Origin of the sequence: Nocardia sp. CA-129566, assembly GCF_050956075.1 — a bacterium.
In the GTDB taxonomy this organism is placed as follows: domain Bacteria; phylum Actinomycetota; class Actinomycetes; order Mycobacteriales; family Mycobacteriaceae; genus Nocardia.
This window is the reverse complement of the sequence record NZ_CP192085.1, coordinates 6,417,781-6,435,579: the sequence shown is the minus strand read 5'-3', so window position 1 is coordinate 6,435,579 and position 17,799 is coordinate 6,417,781. Positions and strand designations below refer to the sequence as shown.

The following is a 17,799-nucleotide window of genomic DNA, read 5'->3' as shown; positions in this document are numbered from 1 at the left end:
CACCACGATGCTGGTCTTGCGCTCATTGCCCGCTCGGAGCGCGTGCTGAATCTCATCAATACGATTGAGGCGGGTTCTTCCCGGGTATCACTGCCGAGCGGTAACAGAACTGCCTGGTGAACGGGGCCAGCGGGATGATGCTGCACCCCGTCCATGAATGGGCTTGCATAATCGTGCATAATCATCACATGGTTGATTCGTCGGGCAACCCGGTCTTGCGGGTTGCGGTGGCCGGTGCGAGTGGATACGCCGGTGGTGAGGTGCTGCGTCTGTTGCTGGGCCATCCGGCCTACCGCGACGGGCGCCTCGTCATCGGGGCGCTGACCGCCGGCTCGAATGCGGGCAGCACGCTGGGGGAGCTCCAGCCACACCTGCTGCCGCTGGCCGATCGGGTGCTCGCGCCGACCACGGTCGATGAGCTGGCCGGTCACGACATCGTCTTTCTTGGCCTGCCCCATGGGCAGTCCGCCGCCATCGCGCAGCAGCTACCGGCATCGACGGTGATCATCGACTGCGGCGCCGACTTCCGGCTGACCGATGCGTCCGCATGGGAGAAGTACTACGGCAGCGCCCACGCGGGCAGTTGGCCGTACGGGCTGCCGGAACTGCCGGGCGGACGCGACCGGCTCCGTGGCGCGACCCGGATCGCCGTTCCCGGTTGCTATCCCACGGTCGCCAGCCTCGCGCTGGCACCGGCGATCGCGGCCGGAATCATCGAGCCGACGGTGAATGTGGTTGCGGTGAGCGGTACTTCGGGCGCGGGCCGCAAACTCGACGTCGGCCTGCTCGGCTCGGAGGTGATGGGTTCGGTGCGAGCCTACGGCATCGCGGGCGCGCACCGGCACACCCCGGAGATCGCGCAGAATCTGAAGGCCGCCGGCGGCACCGACGTCGCCGTATCGTTCACCCCGGTGCTGGCCCCGATGCCGCGGGGCATTCTCGCGACGTGCACCGCCCCGATCAAGGTCGATGCCGAGCAGGCGCGCGCGGTCTATGAAAAGGCTTATGCCGATGAACCATTCGTGCACCTGCTGCCGGAAGGCACACTGCCGCAAACCGGTTCGGTGCTCGGCTCCAATGCCGTCACCCTGCAGGTCGCGGTGGATGCCGACGCCGGGCTGCTGGTGGTGATCGGCGCGATCGACAACCTGACCAAGGGCACCGCGGGCGCAGCGGTCCAATCCATGAATCTCGCGGTCGGATTCGACGAGACCGCAGGACTTTCCACCATAGGAGTGGCACCGTGACGACGTTCGACACCGAGGCTGGCAAGCTGGTCCGGACCCAGGGCGTTACCGCGCCGCTCGGTTTCCGGGCGGCGGGCATCGCCGCGGGCATCAAGGCCAGCGGAAAACCCGATCTGGCACTGGTATTCAACGAGGGCCCGGAGTACGCGGCCGCTGGCGTCTTCACCCGCAACCAGGTGAAGGCCGCACCGGTGCTGTGGTCGCAGCAGGTGCTCACCAGCGGCCGGTTGCGCGCGGTGATCCTGAATTCCGGTGGGGCCAATGCCTGTACCGGTCCGGGCGGCTTCCAGGACACCCACCAGACCGCCGAGGAATTGGCCAAGGCGCTGAGCAATTGGGGCACCGAGACCGGCGCGGGCGAAATCGCGGTCTGCTCAACCGGTTTGATCGGCGACCGACTGCCGATGGACAAGGTGATCCCGGCCGTCACCGAAATCGTGCACGAGATGGGCGGCGGCATGTCCGGCGGCCTCGATGCGGCACACGCCATCATGACCACCGACACCGTGCCCAAGGAAGCGGCGTTCCACCACCGCGACAAATGGAATGTCGGCGGTATGGCCAAGGGCGCTGGCATGCTCGCGCCCTCGCTGGCGACCATGCTGGTGGTGCTCACCACCGACGCCGCCGCGAGCGCCGAACAGCTGGATCGCGCGCTGCGCAACGCGACTCGGCTCACCTTCGACCGGCTCGACGTCGACGGCTCCTGCTCCACCAATGACACCGTGCTGTTGCTGGCCAATGGCGCCAGCGAGGTCGCACCCGCGCAGGAGGAACTGGACGCGGCGGTGCTCGCGGTGTGCGACGATCTGGCCGCGCAGCTGATGGCCGATGCCGAGGGCGTGACCAAGCGGGTGCTGATCACCGTCGCCGGTGCGGTCTCCGAGGACGAGGCGCTGATCGCGGCGCGCGCCGTCGCCCGCGACAGTCTGGTCAAGACCGCGCTCTTCGGTTCCGACCCGAACTGGGGCCGGGTGCTCGCCGCCGTCGGCATCGCCCCGATCACCCTGGATCCGAACCGGATCTCGGTGTCGTTCAACGGAAATCCGGTCTGTGTCGACAGTGTCGGCGCGCCCGGTGCGCGCGAGGTCGATCTATCCGGCCCCGATATCGAGGTGCGGATCGAACTGAATGTCGGCGACGGCACCGCGACCGTGCGGACCACCGACCTGTCGCACGGCTATGTCGAAGAGAATTCGGCCTACAGCTCATGAGCGAGCGCAGCGAGCGAACAATCAACACAGCCGGCCTCGCTGGGCATGGCGGAGCTGAGCGCCAGCGAGGCGGAGCCATGACCAGCGAGGCGGTGCAGGAACTTTCGGCAGTGGACAAGGCGCACGTCCTCGCCGATGCGCTGCCGTGGCTACAGAAGTTCCGCGACAAGATCGTCGTCGTCAAATACGGCGGCAATGCGATGGTCGACGCGGACCTCAAACGGGCCTTCGCCGCCGATATGGCGTTCCTGCGCACCGTCGGGGTGCATCCGGTGGTGGTGCACGGCGGCGGACCGCAGATCAGCGCGATGCTGAAAAAGCTGGGCCTGCAAGGCGAATTCCGCGGTGGCTTCCGCGTCACCACACCCGAGGTGATGGATGTGGTGCGGATGGTGCTGTTCGGTCAGGTCGGCCGGGAGCTGGTCGGGCTGATCAACGCGCACGGTCCGTACGCGGTCGGCATCTCCGGTGAGGACGCGCGGCTGTTCACCGCGACCCGGCGCACCGTCGATGTCGACGGCGAGGCGACCGATATCGGTCTGGTCGGCGATGTCACCGAGGTGAATGCCGATGCGGTGCTCGACCTCATCGGCGCGGGGCGCATTCCGGTGGTCTCGACCATCGCCCCGGACGCCGACGGCGTGGTGCACAACATCAATGCCGACACCGCCGCCGCCGCACTCGCCGAGGGCATCGGCGCGGAGAAGCTGGTGATATTGACCGATGTCGAGGGCCTGTACACGAACTGGCCGGACCGTTCGTCGCTCACCTCGTGCATCGATACGGCCGAATTGGCCGAGTTGCTCCCGCGTCTGGATGCGGGCATGGTGCCCAAGATGGAGGCCTGCCTGCGCGCCGTGCAGGGCGGGGTGCCGACCGCGCATGTCATCGACGGTCGGGTCCCGCATTCGGTGCTGTTGGAACTGTTCACCGGAGAAGGAATCGGAACGATGGTGACGCCCGCCCCGCTCGCCACGAGCGCGGCGGACACACTGAACGGAACGAAATGATGAGCGATACAGCAGAACTGCAACAGCGGTGGTCCGCCGCGTTGATGAAGAACTATGCGACGCCCAAGGTCGCGCTGGTGCGCGGCGCGGGCGCGGTGGTCTACGACGCGGACGGCAAGCGCTACATCGACTTCCTCGGTGGCATCGCGGTCAATAGCCTCGGCCATGCCCATCCGGCGATTCTGGAAGCGGTGACCCAGCAGCTCGGCACGCTGGGGCACACCTCGAATATCTACGCCAACGAACCGGTCATCGAACTGGCCGAGCGCCTGCTCGCGCACTTCGGCGACGGCGAATTCGGCGACGGCCACGGCCGCGCGTTCTTCTGCAATTCCGGCACCGAGGCCAATGAGGCGGCATTCAAGATGGCGCGGCTGACCGGGCGGCGCAAGATCGTCGCGACCGATGAGGCCTTCCACGGCCGGACCATGGGCGCGCTCGCGCTCACCGGGCAGCCCGCCAAGCGCACGCCGTTCGAGCCGATGCCGCCCGGTGTCGTCCATGTGCCCTACGGTGATGCCGCGGCCCTGGAGGCGGTCGTGGACGAGGACACCGCGGCGGTGTTCCTCGAGCCGATCATGGGGGAGAGCGGCGTTGTCGTGCCGCCCATCGACTATTTGGTGAAGGCACGCGAGATCACCGCGCGCCACGGTGCGCTGCTGGTGCTCGACGAGGTGCAGACCGGTATCGGGCGGTGCGGAAAGTTCTACGCGCACCAGGCATTCGGCATCGTGCCGGATGTGATCACCCTGGCCAAGGGGCTGGGTGGCGGGCTGCCGATCGGTGCGGTGCTGGCCACCGGACCGGCCGCCGACCTGCTGACCCCGGGCCTGCACGGCACCACCTTCGGCGGCAATGCGGTCTGTGCCGCGGCGGCTTTGGCCGTCTTGCGGACCATCGATGAGACCGATCTGCTCGCGCACGTCGAATCGGTCGGCAAGCGGCTCAGCGATGGCATCGAACTGCTCGAACATCCGCTGATCGATCATGTGCGCGGCGCCGGTCTGCTGCTCGGCATCGTGCTGACCGACGACATTTCGGCCGAGGTGGAGAATCGGGCGCGGGAGGCGGGCTATCTGGTGAATGCGCCCAAGCCCAATATCATTCGGCTCGCGCCGCCATTGGTGCTCACCGAGACCCAGTCCGATAACTTCGTCGCCGATCTGCCCGATATCCTCGACGGGGCGCACGCCAACGCCAAGGGGGCCAAATGAATACCGCATCGCAGCGCGATTCCGTGAGGGGTGGCGGTCGGGCGACGGGTGGGCATACCGCATCGCAAACCGGGCTAATCCGCCACTTCCTGCGCGATGACGATGTGACGCCCGCCGAGCAGGCCGAAATCCTGGCTCTCGCAGCGGAACTGAAGAAGGATCCGTTCGCCCACCAGCCGCTGGCCGGGCCGCGCGGAGTCGGCGTGATCTTCGAGAAGAACTCCACCCGCACGCGCTTCTCCTTCGAAATGGGCATTGCTCAGCTCGGCGGACACGCGGTGGTGGTCGACGGCCGCGACACCCAGCTCGGCCGTGAGGAGACCCTCGGCGATACCGGCAAGGTGCTCTCGCGCTATGTCGACGCGATCGTGTGGCGGACCTTCGAACAGGTGCGTCTGGACGAAATGGCCGTCACCGCAACGGTTCCGGTGGTGAACGCGCTGTCCAACGAATTCCACCCGTGTCAGGTGCTCGCCGATCTGCAGACCCTCGTCGAGCGCAAGGGCAGTCTGACCGGCCGCAACCTCACCTATTTCGGTGACGGTGCGAACAATATGGCGCATTCGCTGCTGCTCGGCGGCGTGACCGCGGGTTTGAACATAACCATCGCCGCCCCAGCGGGTTTCGAGCCGCTGCCGTGGATTGTGGAGGCCGCGCGCAAGCGTGCCGCCGAGACCGGTGCCACCATCACGTTCACCGGCGATCCGGTCGCGGCTGCGGACGGCGCGGATGCCCTCGTAACCGACACCTGGACCTCCATGGGACAGGAAAACGACGGCCTCGATCGTGTCGGTCCCTTCCGTCCCTTCCAGCTCAATGCCGACCTGCTGGCCAAGGCCCAGCCGGATGCCGTTGTGCTGCACTGTCTTCCGGCGCACCGCGGCGAGGAGATCACCGACGACGTGATCGACGGAGCGCACAGTGTGGTGTGGGACGAGGCGGAGAATCGGCTGCACGCGCAGAAGGCGCTGCTGGTGTGGTTGCTGGCCAAGCGAGGTGAGGCGCAGTGAGCGCGAGACGCATCGGCGGGGCGTGGTCATGACCGTCCAACCCGACGCCGGTAAGTCCGCCCCCGCCATTGCTCGCACCCGAGCCGGTCGGCAGTCCCGAATCATCGAACTGCTGACCGCGCACGCGGTCCGCAGCCAAACCGAACTGGCCGCCCTGCTCGCCGCCGAAGGCATCGAAACCACCCAGGCCACCCTCTCCCGCGACCTCGATGAACTGGGCGCGGTGAAGTTGCGCGCCGCCGACGGCGGTGCGGGCGTCTACGTGGTTCCTGAAGACGGCAGCCCCGTCCGCGGCGTCACCGGCGGCACCGACCGCCTCTCCAAACTTCTCGGCGATCTCTTGGTGTCCACCGATGCCAGCGGAAACATCGCAGTGCTGCGCACTCCACCCGGCGCCGCCCACTACTTGGCCAGCGCCCTCGACCGAGCGGCCCTGCCGTTCATCGTCGGCACCATCGCAGGCGATGACACCATCGCAGTCATCGCCCGCGAACCCCTCACCGGCGCCGAACTAGCCGCAAAAATCGAGGCCCTGGCCTGAGCCATCGGCGTGGTGGTTACCGGCTTCTCGGACTTGTTGTGGCACAGAACCTTAGACAGCGTGCGCTCGAGCTCATCGCGCGGTCGAGGGCCACCGATGGCATGCGACGCTGGCGACGCGGCTGACTCCCCACGCGGCCACCGGATGGGGCTCAGCTGAGTTCGACGTAACCGCCGACGCACGATGACCAGCAGCACAATGCGCAGGGCCACCAGCACGACGCTGACGGTCGAGTAGCCCAGACCCAGTCCGTCGGGTGAACCGAACCCATGTCGCGCCGACAACGCCACCAAGACCGGATGCAGGGCGAGGTACAACACGACCAGGATCACTGGCATGCGGACCAGCCGCCACCCGGCGAGCAGCCGCGCCGTGCCGGGAAGTCTCATCGCGCCAGCTCCGGTCCGGAGGTGAGGAATGCGAGCAATAGCGCGTTGCCGACCACCCCGCCGGTCGCGAAACGCAAGCGGGTGCCGCTCCGCAGTGACAGACCGAAGAGGTCTGCGGTCCGAAACAGGCGGGTGAACATGTCGCGGTGACCGAAGGAATGGGCCGGGGCGAGCGCGAAGCCGGTGGCCGATACCGATATACCGAGTATCAGGGGACCGCTGTCCATATCCCCGACGCCGGCATAGCCGTCGCCGTACTCATGGATCGTGCTGAAGCCCAGGAAACTCCGCTCCTGGCGAAACAACCCGGTCGCCAACTCCTCGGCGAGCGCGCGGTTCGCGAAGCCGGCGAAGCAGGCCGCCAGTCCGGTTCCCGAAGCGCGTGGGGCGTCGTGCGCCTGCCCGTCGACACCCATGCGTTGCAGCACCAGCCCTGTGCCCCGATCGATCTGCACCGCGCGTACCTGCTGCGCCCAGTGCGAGAGGACCGCCGTGTGGTCGACGCCGGTCACCCGACCGTGCACCGCGATCCCAGCAGCTACGGCTGCCACATCGGTTGGGTAGGCCTCACCAGGAAAGGTATCCAGCAGCCCGGTCGGCGAGTCGAGCAGCCGCCGCTCGTAGGAGGCGATCAGCGCGTCGTGTTGGACCGCGAGTTCGGGCGGGAACGCCGGATCGACCAGGCGCGCCATTCCGAGTGCGAGAGCGGGATAAGAGAGGTAGGCGTGGCCGTTCGGACTGTCGAGATCCGCCAACCCGTCCTTGCCGTGCCAGGCCGCGGTGAATTCGGCGCGCATCTCGGGCAACAGACTCCGGGCTGCCGCGCGAGTCACGATCGGGGCGTAGCGTTCCCGCCATTCGGGGTGCTCCAGACACACTTGCGCCAGTCCAAGCGCCGTCATCTGGTGCGCGAGCAGCCCCCACATGCCGGCGAGACCCGCTCCCGCGGCTGTGGCACGCCGATGATCGTCATCGGCTTCGAAGGCCACCAATTCCTCGGCGAGCCCATGCACCCGTGCCGGATCCCCTCGGTACCACTCGTCGGCGTCACGACCACACCACCATCTCGGCAGCAAGCCCACGACCGAAACCGCCACCACCATGCCGATCGCAATCGCGAGCGGACGGCGAAACCTATGTAATCGACGCACCGGTCGAACTCCCCATGACCCGAACGTACATCCACCCCGCATCGCGCACAGCATAAGAACCGCCCTCGACGCGATCGGCGCCGAGTTCGACCAGTGACGCGAGCACCCCCCGCCCGCCAGCAGTGGTCGATGCCCGACTCCCCTGCACGCCGGCAACATTCACGTGCAACTGGCCCGACGCAACCCGCTCGAGCATCGTCAACATTCGCACACCAGTGCCGTCAGGTTTCACGGACAAGTCAGGCGGCACGCAGGCAACCGCGCGACTGCGGCTTCAGTCGATATCGCTGATCGCATATCGGGAGTGGTGGCCTGATCTCGATCGTCTCGCTGGTCGCGGACGGGTCAAGTGCTTGGCGACAGCCGCCTCGGCTTGCGGCCTGAACTGCGACGGGTCAACTGCTCTGTCGGCCCTAATTGTCCTGTCTGCGAACGATGTCCGGTGCACCGCCGGGGGCGCGTTCCGCCACGGTTGTCCCTCGCTGAGCGTCGGTCGGGTCAGCCGTTGTCAGCACACCTGGGCGTTGCCTGGGTGAGTTGCGGCACAGTGATGTTGGCGGGCTGGGGCTCAGCCAAAGGGGTACTGTCCGCCGCTGTGGGGGGTGTTATTGCCTGGGGTGCCGACGTTGATGATGTCTTGGATGAGGTCGACCAAGGCGCGGCCTACATCGAGGACGGCGTTGCCGAGGGTGCTGAATTCTCCTGCTATGAAGTGCAGCATTGCGTCCGTCCTTTGCCCGCGCCGATAGTTCCCGGCTCAAGCGTGACATAGGTGCAAGTGCCAAGGGTCGGAATTCGCCTGGTGAGCAACAGGTCCCAGCCATTCGGAGACGGGCCGACCCGATCGGTGCCGCGGCTGAACCGTCGGGACGGGTGCGTCGGGCATGCGCCGCAAGCCGCCATCTGAGTGGCGAGGCGGGACAGGCGGCTGGTGCCGACAGCAGTGGGCTGGCCTGCGACCACTGTTTCGAATCGCTCGCAGACGGGCAGACCTTGGTTTGAGCGTTGCGACGCGCTGCCGCGGTTGGATCCAGGAACGGATCGGACACATCCGGGATCCGGCAGCAGCGGAACCCGGACCCGGGTGTGAATGGGCTTGCATCGTCATGCATAATCATTTGTATGACGGTGTGGGCCGCCTGACGTGCGATGGGCGCGTTCGGTGCGCGCCGCGCCCACCGCCCGCGGCTGCGGGCACGACCTGCAGACAAGCACGAAACCGAGGAGCACATAGACATGTCCGAGCGCGTCGTACTCGCCTACTCCGGTGGGCTCGATACCTCCGTTGCGATCAGCTGGATCGGCAAGGAGACCGGCGCCGAGGTCGTGGCGGTCGCCATCGATCTGGGCCAGGGCGGCGAGGATATGAACGTGGTGCGCCAGCGTGCGCTGGACTGCGGCGCGGTCGAGGCGATCGTGGTCGACGCGCGCGACGAGTTCGCCAACGAGTACTGCCTGCCGGCCATCCAGGCAAACGCGATGTACATGGGCCAGTACCCGCTGGTGTCGGCGATCAGCCGCCCGCTCATCGTCAAGCATCTGGTGGAGGCCGCCAAGTTCCACGGCGCGAGCACGGTCGCGCACGGCTGCACCGGTAAAGGCAACGACCAGGTGCGTTTCGAGGTCGGCATCGGTGCGCTCGCCCCCGATCTGAATGTGATCGCGCCGGTCCGCGACTACGCCTGGACCCGGGAGAAGGCCATCGCCTTCGCCGAGGAGAACCAGCTCCCGATCAATGTCACCAAGAAGTCGCCGTTCTCGATCGACCAGAACGTGTGGGGTCGCGCGGTGGAGACCGGCTTCCTGGAGGACCTCTGGAACGCGCCGACCAAGGACGTCTACGACTACACCTCGGACCCGACGGTCAACTTCGAAGCGCCGGATGAACTCATCGTCACCTTCGACAAGGGTGTGCCGGTCGCCATCGACGGCCGCCCGGTCAGCGTGCTCGAGGCCATTGTCGAACTGAACCACCGCGCCGGACGTCAGGGCGTCGGCCGCCTCGACATGGTCGAGGACCGCCTCGTCGGCATCAAGAGCCGCGAGATCTACGAGGCCCCCGGCGCCATCGCGCTGATCACCGCGCACCAGGCGCTCGAGAATGTCACCATCGAGCGCGAGCTGGGCCGCTACAAGCGCCAGGTCGAGCAGCGCTGGGGCGAGCTGGCCTACGACGGCCTGTGGTTCTCCCCGCTCAAGCGCGCGCTGGACGCGTTCGTCGCCGAAACCCAGCAGCACGTCACCGGTGAGATCCGGATGGTGCTGCACGGCGGTTCCGTCGTGGTCAACGGCCGCCGCTCCGAGCAGTCGCTCTACGACTTCAACCTGGCCACCTACGACGAGGGCGACACCTTCGACCAGTCGCTGGCGAAGGGCTTCGTGCAGATCCACGGCCTGTCCTCGAAGGTAGCGGCGCGTCGCGACCTGAACCAGAAGTAGCAGCTCGCACTGAGGACGCACTGCGTCCGCCGGTGACCATTAGGCTCGAACGGGTCGGCGCAGCGGTTGCCGACCCGAAGGGAGCACTATGCGGACCGACGACGACAGCTGGGATATCGAATCGAGCGTGGGGGCCACGGCCCTCGGCGTCGCGGCAATGCGAGCCGCCGAGAGCCGCGGCCCGGACGCACTGTTCCATGACCCATATGCCGAAGTGCTGGTGACCGCCGTCGGTTCGGAATCCTGGACGCGCATCGTGCGCGGCGAGATCCCGGATCTCGAGGAGGCCGCGATAGCGTCGATGGGGCCCCTTATCTCGGCCCTGATCGCACGCACCTGCTACCTCGACGACTACTGCAAGGCGGCGGCCGCCGACGGCATCCGGCAGATCGTCATTCCCGCCGCAGGACTCGATGCCAGGGCCTATCGGCTCGAATGGCCGGTCGGCACAACGGTTTTCGAGCTGGATCTGCCGAAGGTGCTGGAGTTCAAGGAGAGCGCGCTGGCGGATTTCCCACCCGCGGCGCAGCGCTGCGCGATCGCGGTGGATCTGCGCCAGGATTGGCCAGCGGCGTTGCGGAACAATTGCTTCGATCCGGCCGTGCCGACGGCATGGCTGATCGAAGGACTGTTGCGTTACCTCCCGGCGGACGCCCAGGACCGGCTGTTCGACAACATCGCAGCGTTGAGCGCGCCGGGCAGTCGGGTCGCGATCTATCGCTCGACCGGTTCCGCGCCGAACGACAAGGCGTTGCAGGAGGCGCGATCCGCCGGGGTCGACGTCACGGTCGACGTCGGCGAACTGTGGTACTCCGACGAGGGCCGCAGTGATCCGATCGACTGGTTCACCGAACACGGCTGGGCGGTGTCGCGCGCTGACCCGGCCGAGGTGCTGCGCAGCCGGGGCCGGAAGGTATCCGACGTGGCCGCGGCCGGCCTGAAGACCCACATTTTGTTCAACGCCCGACGACCCGGAGGAGACAGCACACGATGACGCAGAGCGGCAGCACCAACGAAGGGGCGCTCTGGGGCGGACGTTTCGCGTCCGGACCGGCCGCGGCGATGGCCGCGCTGAGCAAGTCGACCCAGTTCGACTGGGCGCTGGCTCCCTACGATATTCGCGCGTCGAAGGCGCACGCGCGGGTGCTGCACAAGGCCGGGCTGCTGTCGGAGAGCGACCTCGCCGCCATGCTGGCCGGACTGGATCAGCTTGCGGCGGATGTGGATTCGGGCTCTTTCGTCCCGGCGGAGGCGGATGAGGATGTGCACGGTGCACTGGAGCGTGGGCTGATCGATCGGGTCGGCGCCGAGCTCGGCGGGCGACTGCGGGCCGGGCGTTCGCGTAATGACCAGGTGGCCACGCTGTTTCGGATGTGGCTGCGCGATGCGGCCCGCCGGGTCGCCGCCGGACTGCTCGATATCGTCGACGCACTGGTCGCCCAGGCCGCCGCGCATCCGGACGCGGTGATGCCGGGTAAGACGCATCTGCAGGCCGCACAGCCGGTGCTGCTCGCGCACCATCTGCTCGCGCACGCGCATCCGCTGCTGCGCAATATCGATCGGTTGCGCGACTTCGACAAGCGCGCGGCGGTCTCGCCCTACGGATCCGGCGCGTTGGCCGGCTCCTCACTGGGACTGGATCCGGAAGCCATCGCGGCCGAACTGGATTTCCATGCCGCGGCGGCGAATTCGATCGATGCCACGTCCTCGCGCGATTTCGCGGCCGAAGCGGCGTTCGTGCTCGCCATGATCGGTGTCGATCTCAGCCGGATGGCTGAAGAGGTGATCATCTGGAGCACACCGGAATTCGGCTACGTCACCCTCGCCGACGCTTGGTCCACCGGCTCGTCGATCATGCCGCAGAAGAAGAATCCGGATGTCTCCGAGCTCACTCGTGGTAAGGCCGGTCGCCTGATCGGCAACCTGACCGGACTGTTGGCGACCCTGAAAGCCCAACCGCTGGCCTATAACCGGGACCTCCAAGAGGATAAGGAGCCCCTGTTCGATTCGGTCGCCCAGTTGGAGCTGCTGCTCCCGGCGATCGCGGGCCTGGTCTCGACCCTGACCTTCCACACCGACCGGATGGCCGAACTCGCACCCGCCGGGTTCACCCTCGCCACCGATATCGCCGAATGGCTGGTCCGGCAGGGTGTTCCGTTCCGCGTCGCACACGAGGCCGCCGGTGCGTGCGTGCGTGCCGCCGAGGCGCGCGGCGTCGGCCTGGACGAGCTGACCGATGCGGAGTTCGCCGCCATCGATCCGGCGCTGACGCCGCAGGTCCGGGAAGTGCTCACCGTGCAGGGCTCGATCGCCTCCCGCAATGCCCGTGGCGGCACCGCGGGTGTGCAGGTGGCGGCCCAGCTCGACGAGATCCGGCACACGGTCTCGCAATTGCGCGGGTAATCGATCGCCCAACCCGGACGTCCAGGGGAAAGTGCCGTCCGGACCGCCGAGGGTGGTGCCGTCCGGACCGCCGAGGGTGGTGCAGTCCGGACCGCACCACCGGGAGCGTGCGGCTAGTGCCGCGCCCAGCCAGCTTCCGCTATTTCGAGCCTTGGCGCCGGAAAGCTCCGTTGCACGCAGTCGAATGGTTTCGCCCACGCCGCATTCGACCGCCATATCACCACGTTCGGCGAGCACCTGGAGCGGACAGCGGAGCAGTGGATCTGGACGTGCACTAGAAGTTGCTGTCGCCACGCTCGGTCGGGCCGCGAGATCAAGGGTGTCGCGGGGTGCCCGTCGCGAATCCGGAACATCTTGTGGCACATAGAGGTCAGTGCCGTGCGGTATGTGCCCCGAGAATGTCAGTGGTGCGGCCCGGACCGCCAAGGGTTGGTGTTGTCCGGACCGCCAAGGGGGCTGCAGCGGGACTGCACCGCACCAGGAACGGCGGCTAGGAATTGCCCGCGCCACACTTGGCCGGGCCGCGAGCGCAGGCGCCGGGGGATGCGCTGGGTAGTCACTATCGAGTGTCCACGTTGATAGACACTGGGCCGAAGTCGCGGCCGAGCAGATCCGCCACGTGCAGCAATGGTCCGGCAAGCGCCGGGATCGCGTCCAGGTGACGCAACTGGCCCGGGCGATAGCTCAGCAATTCCTGACCGGCGAGGCTCCAGTCGGGGACGGCTCCGGCGAGATGTGCCTCTCGTAGCGGCCTGCCCACCAGCCAGCGCGCATAGTCGGGATCGGCCGAGGCGATCCGGAATCGCGAGTCGAACCGCTCGTCACCCGTCGCAGTCGGTTTATCGCCGAACAGCGACCGACCGAGCTTGGACATGGCACCTCGGCTGTGGACCGAGGCCGAGGGCAGCGGGCGATCCAGCAGTACGACAACCACGATGAAGCGGTGCGTATGGGTCTTCGTATGAGTTGTGGTGGAACCCTCGCCCAACGCGGACGACGATGTCGACATGGATGACGACGTTTTCGACGTCGATGTCGTCTCGTACGAATAATCAGCCACAGTCGCCCAGCGGCCTCCGATCTGCCCGGTCAGGGTCACACCGACGCGCTGTCGACGGTGGCCGGGCAGACGCGATATCCACTTTGGCCGCGACCTGTCCACGAATGTCCACCCGTGCTGAGTCGCCCACTGCCGCAGGCGCGCCCGGCGGGCGCGCTCGGCGGGAATCGACAATGGAATCGCAACCGCCAAAAGCGCGACAACCAGCACAATCGGCACGACGATCAATGCGATCACAACCGCCGTTGCGTCTATAGCTCCTCCTCGTCCGACTACCGTAGCGGTAGGCGATACCTGTGCCGGACCTGTCACCAGGCAACCCGCGACTGGAGTCTGCGCTATCGACCTTGTGATCGAGACATCCAAAACCTTGCGACCACAACCACATGTCAGCACCAGACCCGTCCCGGTTACGCTGCGCCGATGACCCTGCTGTTGCTTGCCCTGGCCATTGCCTCCGAGATCACCGCGACCGTATCCCTCAAGGTCTCAGAGGGTTTCACCAAACTGGTGCCCTCGATCATCGTGGTCATCGGCTACGGTTCGGCCTTCTTCTTCCTCTCCCAGGCCCTGAAACGTGGCATGCCGGTCGGCGTGGCCTACGGCATCTGGTCAGCGGTCGGCGTCGCGGCCATCGCGGTCATCGGTGTGCTGTTCCTCGATGAGCGGCTCTCGCTGATCCAGGTCGGCGGCATCGCACTGGTGATTGTCGGCGTCTTGGCGCTGGAACTCGGTGGTGCGCAATGACATCCGCCCGGAACTTGTCGGGAGGTGGCTGTTGAATGCCGAGTCATGAGAAGACATTTCGGGGCAGGGACCTTCACACCGGATCGGCAGGCACAGCCCCCGGCGGTACCGTTCGCGGGCAATGATCCGGTGGCGGCGTTGTCGGCGTACGGTATCGAGCTTCCGGCGGCGTCGGTGGTCGAGCGAACGGTGTCCGGGGCTCCGGTGTGGGTGGTGGCGACCGAGCCGGGATATGCGGCGACCGGGCTGTGGAAGCAGGTGCGGGAGGTGCATCCGAAGACCGGGCTGTTGCGCCCTGCGCATTTTGCCGAATTCGTCCCATGAGAGGTGGCGGCGAACGTAGCATCGGCCGATGGATTGGACGCTTGCTCACCTGAGTCGATGTTGGTGACGGTATGGCATCGGATGCGGGCGATGTGGTCCTCGAGGCCCAGGACCTGGTGAAACGCTACGGTAGCGTCGAGGCGTTGCGGGGAGCGAACTTTCAGGTGCGCGCCGGTGAGGTCGTCGCTTTGATCGGTGACAATGGCGCGGGCAAATCCACGCTGGTGAAATGCCTTTCCGGGGCCGAACAACCGGATTCGGGGGCAATCCTGCTCGATGGCGCGGAAACCGTGCTCAGCACACCGACCGCCGCGCGCAAACTCGGCGTCGAAACGGTGTACCAGGACCTCGCCGTCGCGCCCGATCTGGACCCGGCCGCGAATCTGTTTCTCGGCCGGGAACTGGTCCGCCGCGGATTGGCGGGCAGACTCGGCATGCTCGACAAGAGCGCGATGCGGAGCCAGGCCGTCGAACATTTCCGGCGACTCGGCGTCAGCTTGCAGCGCACCGATGTGCCGATCGGCGCGCTCTCGGGCGGCCAGCGCCAGAGCGTGGCGGTGGCGCGCGCGGTGATGTGGGCCAGCAAGGTCGTCTTCATGGACGAGCCGACCGCGGCCCTCGGCGTGGTGCAGCGCGAGCGGGTGCTCGACGTGATCCGCAAGGTGCGCGATCAGGGCATTGCCGTCGTGCTGATCAGCCACAATATGCCGGAGGTGCTGGCTGTGGCCGACCGGATCGAAGTGCTGCGCCTCGGTAAGCGGGTCGCTCGGTTCGTCGCCGCCGACGCCACGCTCGAGCAGTTGGTCGGGGCGATGACCGGAGCGCTGTCACATGAGGACGCCGAATGAAGGAATCATCGCGCAGGGGTGGTGGTCGGGTGACGGGTGGGCAGGAAGCATCGCGAAGCGATTCGACAAGTGGTGGGCCCAAAGCCACGACCGCCGAGGCCAATGGCGGCCCCGACCTGCCGGAACGCACCGTCCTGCAACGACTGCTCGGCGCCAGCACGTTATGGATCGGTGTGGTGCTCGTGGCCCTGTGCGTGGTCTTCAGCGTCATCCGTCCCGATGCCTTTCCGACCCGCTTCACCCTGCAGACGCTGCTGATCGAAACCTCTGTGCTGCTGGTTCTTTCGGTCGGGATGACCTTTGTGATCATCACCTCCGGAATCGACTTGTCCGTCGGCATGGTGCTGATCTTCGCCGGGGTGCTCGGCGCGAAGACGATGGAATGGCTGAGCCCCGATGAGAACGCCACCGCGGCGGGCTGGGGGATCATCGGTCTCGGCTTCCTCATGTCCGTTGTCGGCGGCGGCATTTGGGGTCTGCTCAATGGAATTCTGGTGGCCAAGGCCAAGATTCCGCCGCTGATCGTCACGCTCGGTTCATTCGGCGCGGCACTCGGTGCGGCACAACTGATCACCGGCGGCGTCGACACCAGAACCGTCCCCGACAAACTCCGCAATTCCCTGGGTTTCGGGACATCGCTGGGTGGGGTGCCGAATCTGGTGCTGGTCGCCACCGCGGTGACGCTGCTGGCCGCCTGGCTGCTGCACACCACTCGGTTCGGCCGCTACACCTACGCGATCGGTTCCAATGAGGAGGCCGCGCGGCGTTCGGGTATCGCGGTCACTCGCCACCTCGTGCTGGTCTATCTGATGACCGGATTTCTGGCCGGGCTGGCCGGATTCATGAATCTGGCCTACTTCGGCACCACCACCATTGGTGGGCACGGCACCGACAATCTCGATGCCATCGCCGGTGTCGTCATCGGCGGCACCAGTCTTTTCGGTGGTATCGGCACGATTGTCGGCACGGTCATCGGTGTCTTCATTCCGTCGGTGCTGCGTAAGGGTTTCGTTATCGCGGGGGTGCCGGTGTTCTGGCAGCCGATCGCGGTGAGCGCGGTTCTGGTCGGGGCGGTGTGGTTCGACCAGCTGCGCCGCCGGGCCCGGGACCGCAAGTAGAGAGGTAAGCAGTTACAACACTGCGCGATAAGAAAATAAGGCGGAGGTAGCCAGATGAGGGTGGCGAAGCGGACCGCGGTGGTGATCGGCGCGATGGCGGCGGTCGGCACGCTGGTGGTGGGATGTAGTGGGTCGGTGAGCAATTCCGGCGGAACGGATGCCAAGAAATTGGTGTTGATTCCCGGCGTCGCCGACGAACCCTTCTACATCTCCATGCAGTGCGGCGCACAGGACGAGGCGAATAAACTCGGCTACAAACTGGAGACGCAGGCGCCGACGAAATTCGACGCTGGCGCGCAGACTCCGGTGCTGACCGGTGTGGTGGCCAATAAGCCCGGCGGCATTCTGATCGCCCCGACCCATGCGACGGCGATGGCGAATCCGATCAAACAGGCCAAAGACGCGGGGATCAAAATCATCGAGGTGGATACCGCCTTGGACGACACCTCGATCGCATTGTCGTCGATCGCCTCCGATAACAAAAAGGGCGGCGAACTCGCGGCGCAGACCTTGGCCAAGCTGATCGGCGACAAGGGGCCGGTGCTGGTGATCAACACCAAGGCCGGAACCTCTACCACCGACGCGCGTGCGCAGGGGTTCGAAGATGCGGTGAAGGCTTACCCGGGCATTACCTCGCTCGGGGTGCAGTACAACAATAACGAAGCGGCACAAGCTGCTTCGATCGTCACCGCGACCCTGGCCGCCCATCCCGACCTGGCTGGCATCTTCGCCACCAACCTGAGTTCGGCCGAGGGCGCGGCCACCGGTCTGCGCAATGCGAATAAGCTCGGCCAGGTCAAACTGGTCGGCTTCGACGCGAGCCCGAAACAGGTCGAGGATCTGAAGGCCGGTACGGTGCAGGCGCTCATCGCCCAGGATCCGGGTGGGATCGGCGCCAAAGGCGTCGACCAGGCCGCCGCCGCGCTGGAAGGTAAGCCGGTCACCCGCAATATTCAAACCGATATGGTGGCGATCACCCAGGCCGATATGGATGCGAACTCGAAGTACTTCTACAAGCGGAAGTGCTGACGGTCCGACCCGGAACTGTACTGAGTGTGCACTTTTCGGCGAATCCGGCAGGCTC

At 66.5% G+C, this 17,799-nt stretch carries 17 protein-coding genes; 14 read left to right on the top strand and 3 right to left on the bottom strand.

Annotated elements, in window-relative coordinates; translation table 11 throughout:
* The first annotated feature begins 188 nt into the window (after nucleotides 1–188).
* The 6 genes from argC (at nucleotide 189) to ACQP0C_RS28165 (ending at nucleotide 6,236) form a co-directional block, all read left to right on the top strand.
* Nucleotides 189–1,247 (top strand): N-acetyl-gamma-glutamyl-phosphate reductase, encoded by a 1,059-nt coding sequence (gene argC / locus ACQP0C_RS28190; RefSeq protein ID WP_433724740.1) that lies wholly within the window; start codon nucleotides 189–191, stop codon nucleotides 1,245–1,247.
* On the top strand, nucleotides 1,244–2,461 hold the full coding sequence (gene argJ, locus ACQP0C_RS28185; RefSeq protein WP_433724738.1) for a bifunctional glutamate N-acetyltransferase/amino-acid acetyltransferase ArgJ: 1,218 nt from the start codon (nucleotides 1,244–1,246) through the stop codon (nucleotides 2,459–2,461). The genes argC and argJ overlap by 4 nt, the downstream gene beginning before the upstream one ends.
* Nucleotides 2,462–2,538: 77 nt before the next feature.
* Entirely contained in the window at nucleotides 2,539–3,471 is a 933-nt protein-coding gene (gene argB, locus ACQP0C_RS28180) for an acetylglutamate kinase (protein WP_433724736.1), read from the top strand.
* A complete protein-coding gene (locus ACQP0C_RS28175) occupies nucleotides 3,471–4,685 on the top strand; it encodes an acetylornithine transaminase (RefSeq protein ID WP_433724734.1) in 1,215 nt (404 codons plus the stop codon). The genes argB and ACQP0C_RS28175 overlap by 1 nt, the downstream gene beginning before the upstream one ends.
* Nucleotides 4,682–5,695, top strand: coding sequence for an ornithine carbamoyltransferase (gene argF, locus ACQP0C_RS28170; RefSeq protein ID WP_433724732.1), 1,014 nt, complete (start codon nucleotides 4,682–4,684; stop codon nucleotides 5,693–5,695). The genes ACQP0C_RS28175 and argF overlap by 4 nt, the downstream gene beginning before the upstream one ends.
* 28 nt (nucleotides 5,696–5,723) lie before the next feature.
* Nucleotides 5,724–6,236 carry an arginine repressor gene (locus ACQP0C_RS28165; protein ID WP_354953026.1) on the top strand — a complete coding sequence of 171 codons (513 nt, stop codon included), beginning with the start codon at nucleotides 5,724–5,726 and terminating at the stop codon, nucleotides 6,234–6,236.
* A gap of 385 nt (nucleotides 6,237–6,621) precedes the next feature.
* Here the strand turns inward: ACQP0C_RS28165 and ACQP0C_RS28160 are convergent, their stop codons facing one another.
* Nucleotides 6,622–7,707: a hypothetical protein gene (locus tag ACQP0C_RS28160; RefSeq protein ID WP_433724730.1), complete on the bottom strand. Its 1,086-nt coding sequence runs from the start codon at nucleotides 7,705–7,707 to the stop codon at nucleotides 6,622–6,624.
* A gap of 637 nt (nucleotides 7,708–8,344) precedes the next feature.
* Nucleotides 8,345–8,497: a hypothetical protein gene (locus ACQP0C_RS28155; protein ID WP_433724728.1), complete on the bottom strand. Its 153-nt coding sequence runs from the start codon at nucleotides 8,495–8,497 to the stop codon at nucleotides 8,345–8,347.
* 515 nt (nucleotides 8,498–9,012) lie between these two features.
* Here ACQP0C_RS28155 and ACQP0C_RS28150 point away from each other — a divergent pair.
* The 3 genes from ACQP0C_RS28150 to argH all read left to right on the top strand — a co-directional run bounded on the left by ACQP0C_RS28150 (nucleotide 9,013) and on the right by argH (nucleotide 12,618).
* Entirely contained in the window at nucleotides 9,013–10,215 is a 1,203-nt protein-coding gene (locus ACQP0C_RS28150; RefSeq protein WP_433724727.1) for an argininosuccinate synthase, read from the top strand.
* A gap of 88 nt (nucleotides 10,216–10,303) precedes the next feature.
* Nucleotides 10,304–11,209 (top strand): class I SAM-dependent methyltransferase, encoded by a 906-nt coding sequence (locus ACQP0C_RS28145; RefSeq protein WP_433724725.1) that lies wholly within the window; start codon nucleotides 10,304–10,306, stop codon nucleotides 11,207–11,209.
* On the top strand, nucleotides 11,206–12,618 hold the full coding sequence (argH, locus tag ACQP0C_RS28140) for an argininosuccinate lyase (protein ID WP_433724723.1): 1,413 nt from the start codon (nucleotides 11,206–11,208) through the stop codon (nucleotides 12,616–12,618). The genes ACQP0C_RS28145 and argH overlap by 4 nt, the downstream gene beginning before the upstream one ends.
* A 559-nt stretch (nucleotides 12,619–13,177) precedes the next feature.
* On the opposite strand, the gene ACQP0C_RS28135 is transcribed toward argH, so the two are convergent.
* Nucleotides 13,178–13,627 carry a hypothetical protein gene (locus ACQP0C_RS28135; protein ID WP_433724721.1) on the bottom strand — a complete coding sequence of 150 codons (450 nt, stop codon included), beginning with the start codon at nucleotides 13,625–13,627 and terminating at the stop codon, nucleotides 13,178–13,180.
* A gap of 474 nt (nucleotides 13,628–14,101) precedes the next feature.
* Between ACQP0C_RS28135 and ACQP0C_RS28130 the strand changes: the two genes are divergently transcribed.
* The 5 genes from ACQP0C_RS28130 to ACQP0C_RS28110 all read left to right on the top strand — a co-directional run bounded on the left by ACQP0C_RS28130 (nucleotide 14,102) and on the right by ACQP0C_RS28110 (nucleotide 17,744).
* A complete protein-coding gene (locus ACQP0C_RS28130) occupies nucleotides 14,102–14,425 on the top strand; it encodes a DMT family transporter (RefSeq protein ID WP_433724719.1) in 324 nt (107 codons plus the stop codon).
* 45 nt (nucleotides 14,426–14,470) lie between these two features.
* Nucleotides 14,471–14,749, top strand: a complete 279-nt coding sequence (locus ACQP0C_RS28125; protein WP_433724718.1) for a hypothetical protein — start codon at nucleotides 14,471–14,473, stop codon at nucleotides 14,747–14,749.
* A gap of 71 nt (nucleotides 14,750–14,820) precedes the next feature.
* Nucleotides 14,821–15,597, top strand: coding sequence for an ATP-binding cassette domain-containing protein (locus ACQP0C_RS28120; RefSeq protein WP_433724716.1), 777 nt, complete (start codon nucleotides 14,821–14,823; stop codon nucleotides 15,595–15,597).
* A complete protein-coding gene (locus ACQP0C_RS28115; RefSeq protein ID WP_433724714.1) occupies nucleotides 15,594–16,715 on the top strand; it encodes an ABC transporter permease in 1,122 nt (373 codons plus the stop codon). The genes ACQP0C_RS28120 and ACQP0C_RS28115 overlap by 4 nt, the downstream gene beginning before the upstream one ends.
* 54 nt (nucleotides 16,716–16,769) lie before the next feature.
* Nucleotides 16,770–17,744 carry an ABC transporter substrate-binding protein gene (locus ACQP0C_RS28110; protein ID WP_433724712.1) on the top strand — a complete coding sequence of 325 codons (975 nt, stop codon included), beginning with the start codon at nucleotides 16,770–16,772 and terminating at the stop codon, nucleotides 17,742–17,744.
* Nucleotides 17,745–17,799: the final 55 nt, after the last annotated feature.

Coding starts and splice junctions, on each gene's coding strand:
- ACQP0C_RS28165 (WP_354953026.1), top strand. CDS start 5,724: ATGACCGTCCAACCCGACGCCGGTAAGTCCGCCCCCGCCATTGCTCGC.
- argF (WP_433724732.1), top strand. CDS start 4,682: ATGAATACCGCATCGCAGCGCGATTCCGTGAGGGGTGGCGGTCGGGCG.
- ACQP0C_RS28135 (WP_433724721.1), bottom strand. CDS start 13,627: ATGTCGACATCGTCGTCCGCGTTGGGCGAGGGTTCCACCACAACTCAT.
- ACQP0C_RS28150 (WP_433724727.1), top strand. CDS start 9,013: ATGTCCGAGCGCGTCGTACTCGCCTACTCCGGTGGGCTCGATACCTCC.
- ACQP0C_RS28155 (WP_433724728.1), bottom strand. CDS start 8,497: ATGCTGCACTTCATAGCAGGAGAATTCAGCACCCTCGGCAACGCCGTC.
- ACQP0C_RS28125 (WP_433724718.1), top strand. CDS start 14,471: ATGAGAAGACATTTCGGGGCAGGGACCTTCACACCGGATCGGCAGGCA.
- argC (WP_433724740.1), top strand. CDS start 189: ATGGTTGATTCGTCGGGCAACCCGGTCTTGCGGGTTGCGGTGGCCGGT.
- ACQP0C_RS28175 (WP_433724734.1), top strand. CDS start 3,471: ATGAGCGATACAGCAGAACTGCAACAGCGGTGGTCCGCCGCGTTGATG.
- ACQP0C_RS28110 (WP_433724712.1), top strand. CDS start 16,770: ATGAGGGTGGCGAAGCGGACCGCGGTGGTGATCGGCGCGATGGCGGCG.
- ACQP0C_RS28145 (WP_433724725.1), top strand. CDS start 10,304: ATGCGGACCGACGACGACAGCTGGGATATCGAATCGAGCGTGGGGGCC.
- argB (WP_433724736.1), top strand. CDS start 2,539: ATGACCAGCGAGGCGGTGCAGGAACTTTCGGCAGTGGACAAGGCGCAC.
- ACQP0C_RS28115 (WP_433724714.1), top strand. CDS start 15,594: ATGAAGGAATCATCGCGCAGGGGTGGTGGTCGGGTGACGGGTGGGCAG.
- argH (WP_433724723.1), top strand. CDS start 11,206: ATGACGCAGAGCGGCAGCACCAACGAAGGGGCGCTCTGGGGCGGACGT.
- ACQP0C_RS28120 (WP_433724716.1), top strand. CDS start 14,821: ATGGCATCGGATGCGGGCGATGTGGTCCTCGAGGCCCAGGACCTGGTG.
- ACQP0C_RS28130 (WP_433724719.1), top strand. CDS start 14,102: ATGACCCTGCTGTTGCTTGCCCTGGCCATTGCCTCCGAGATCACCGCG.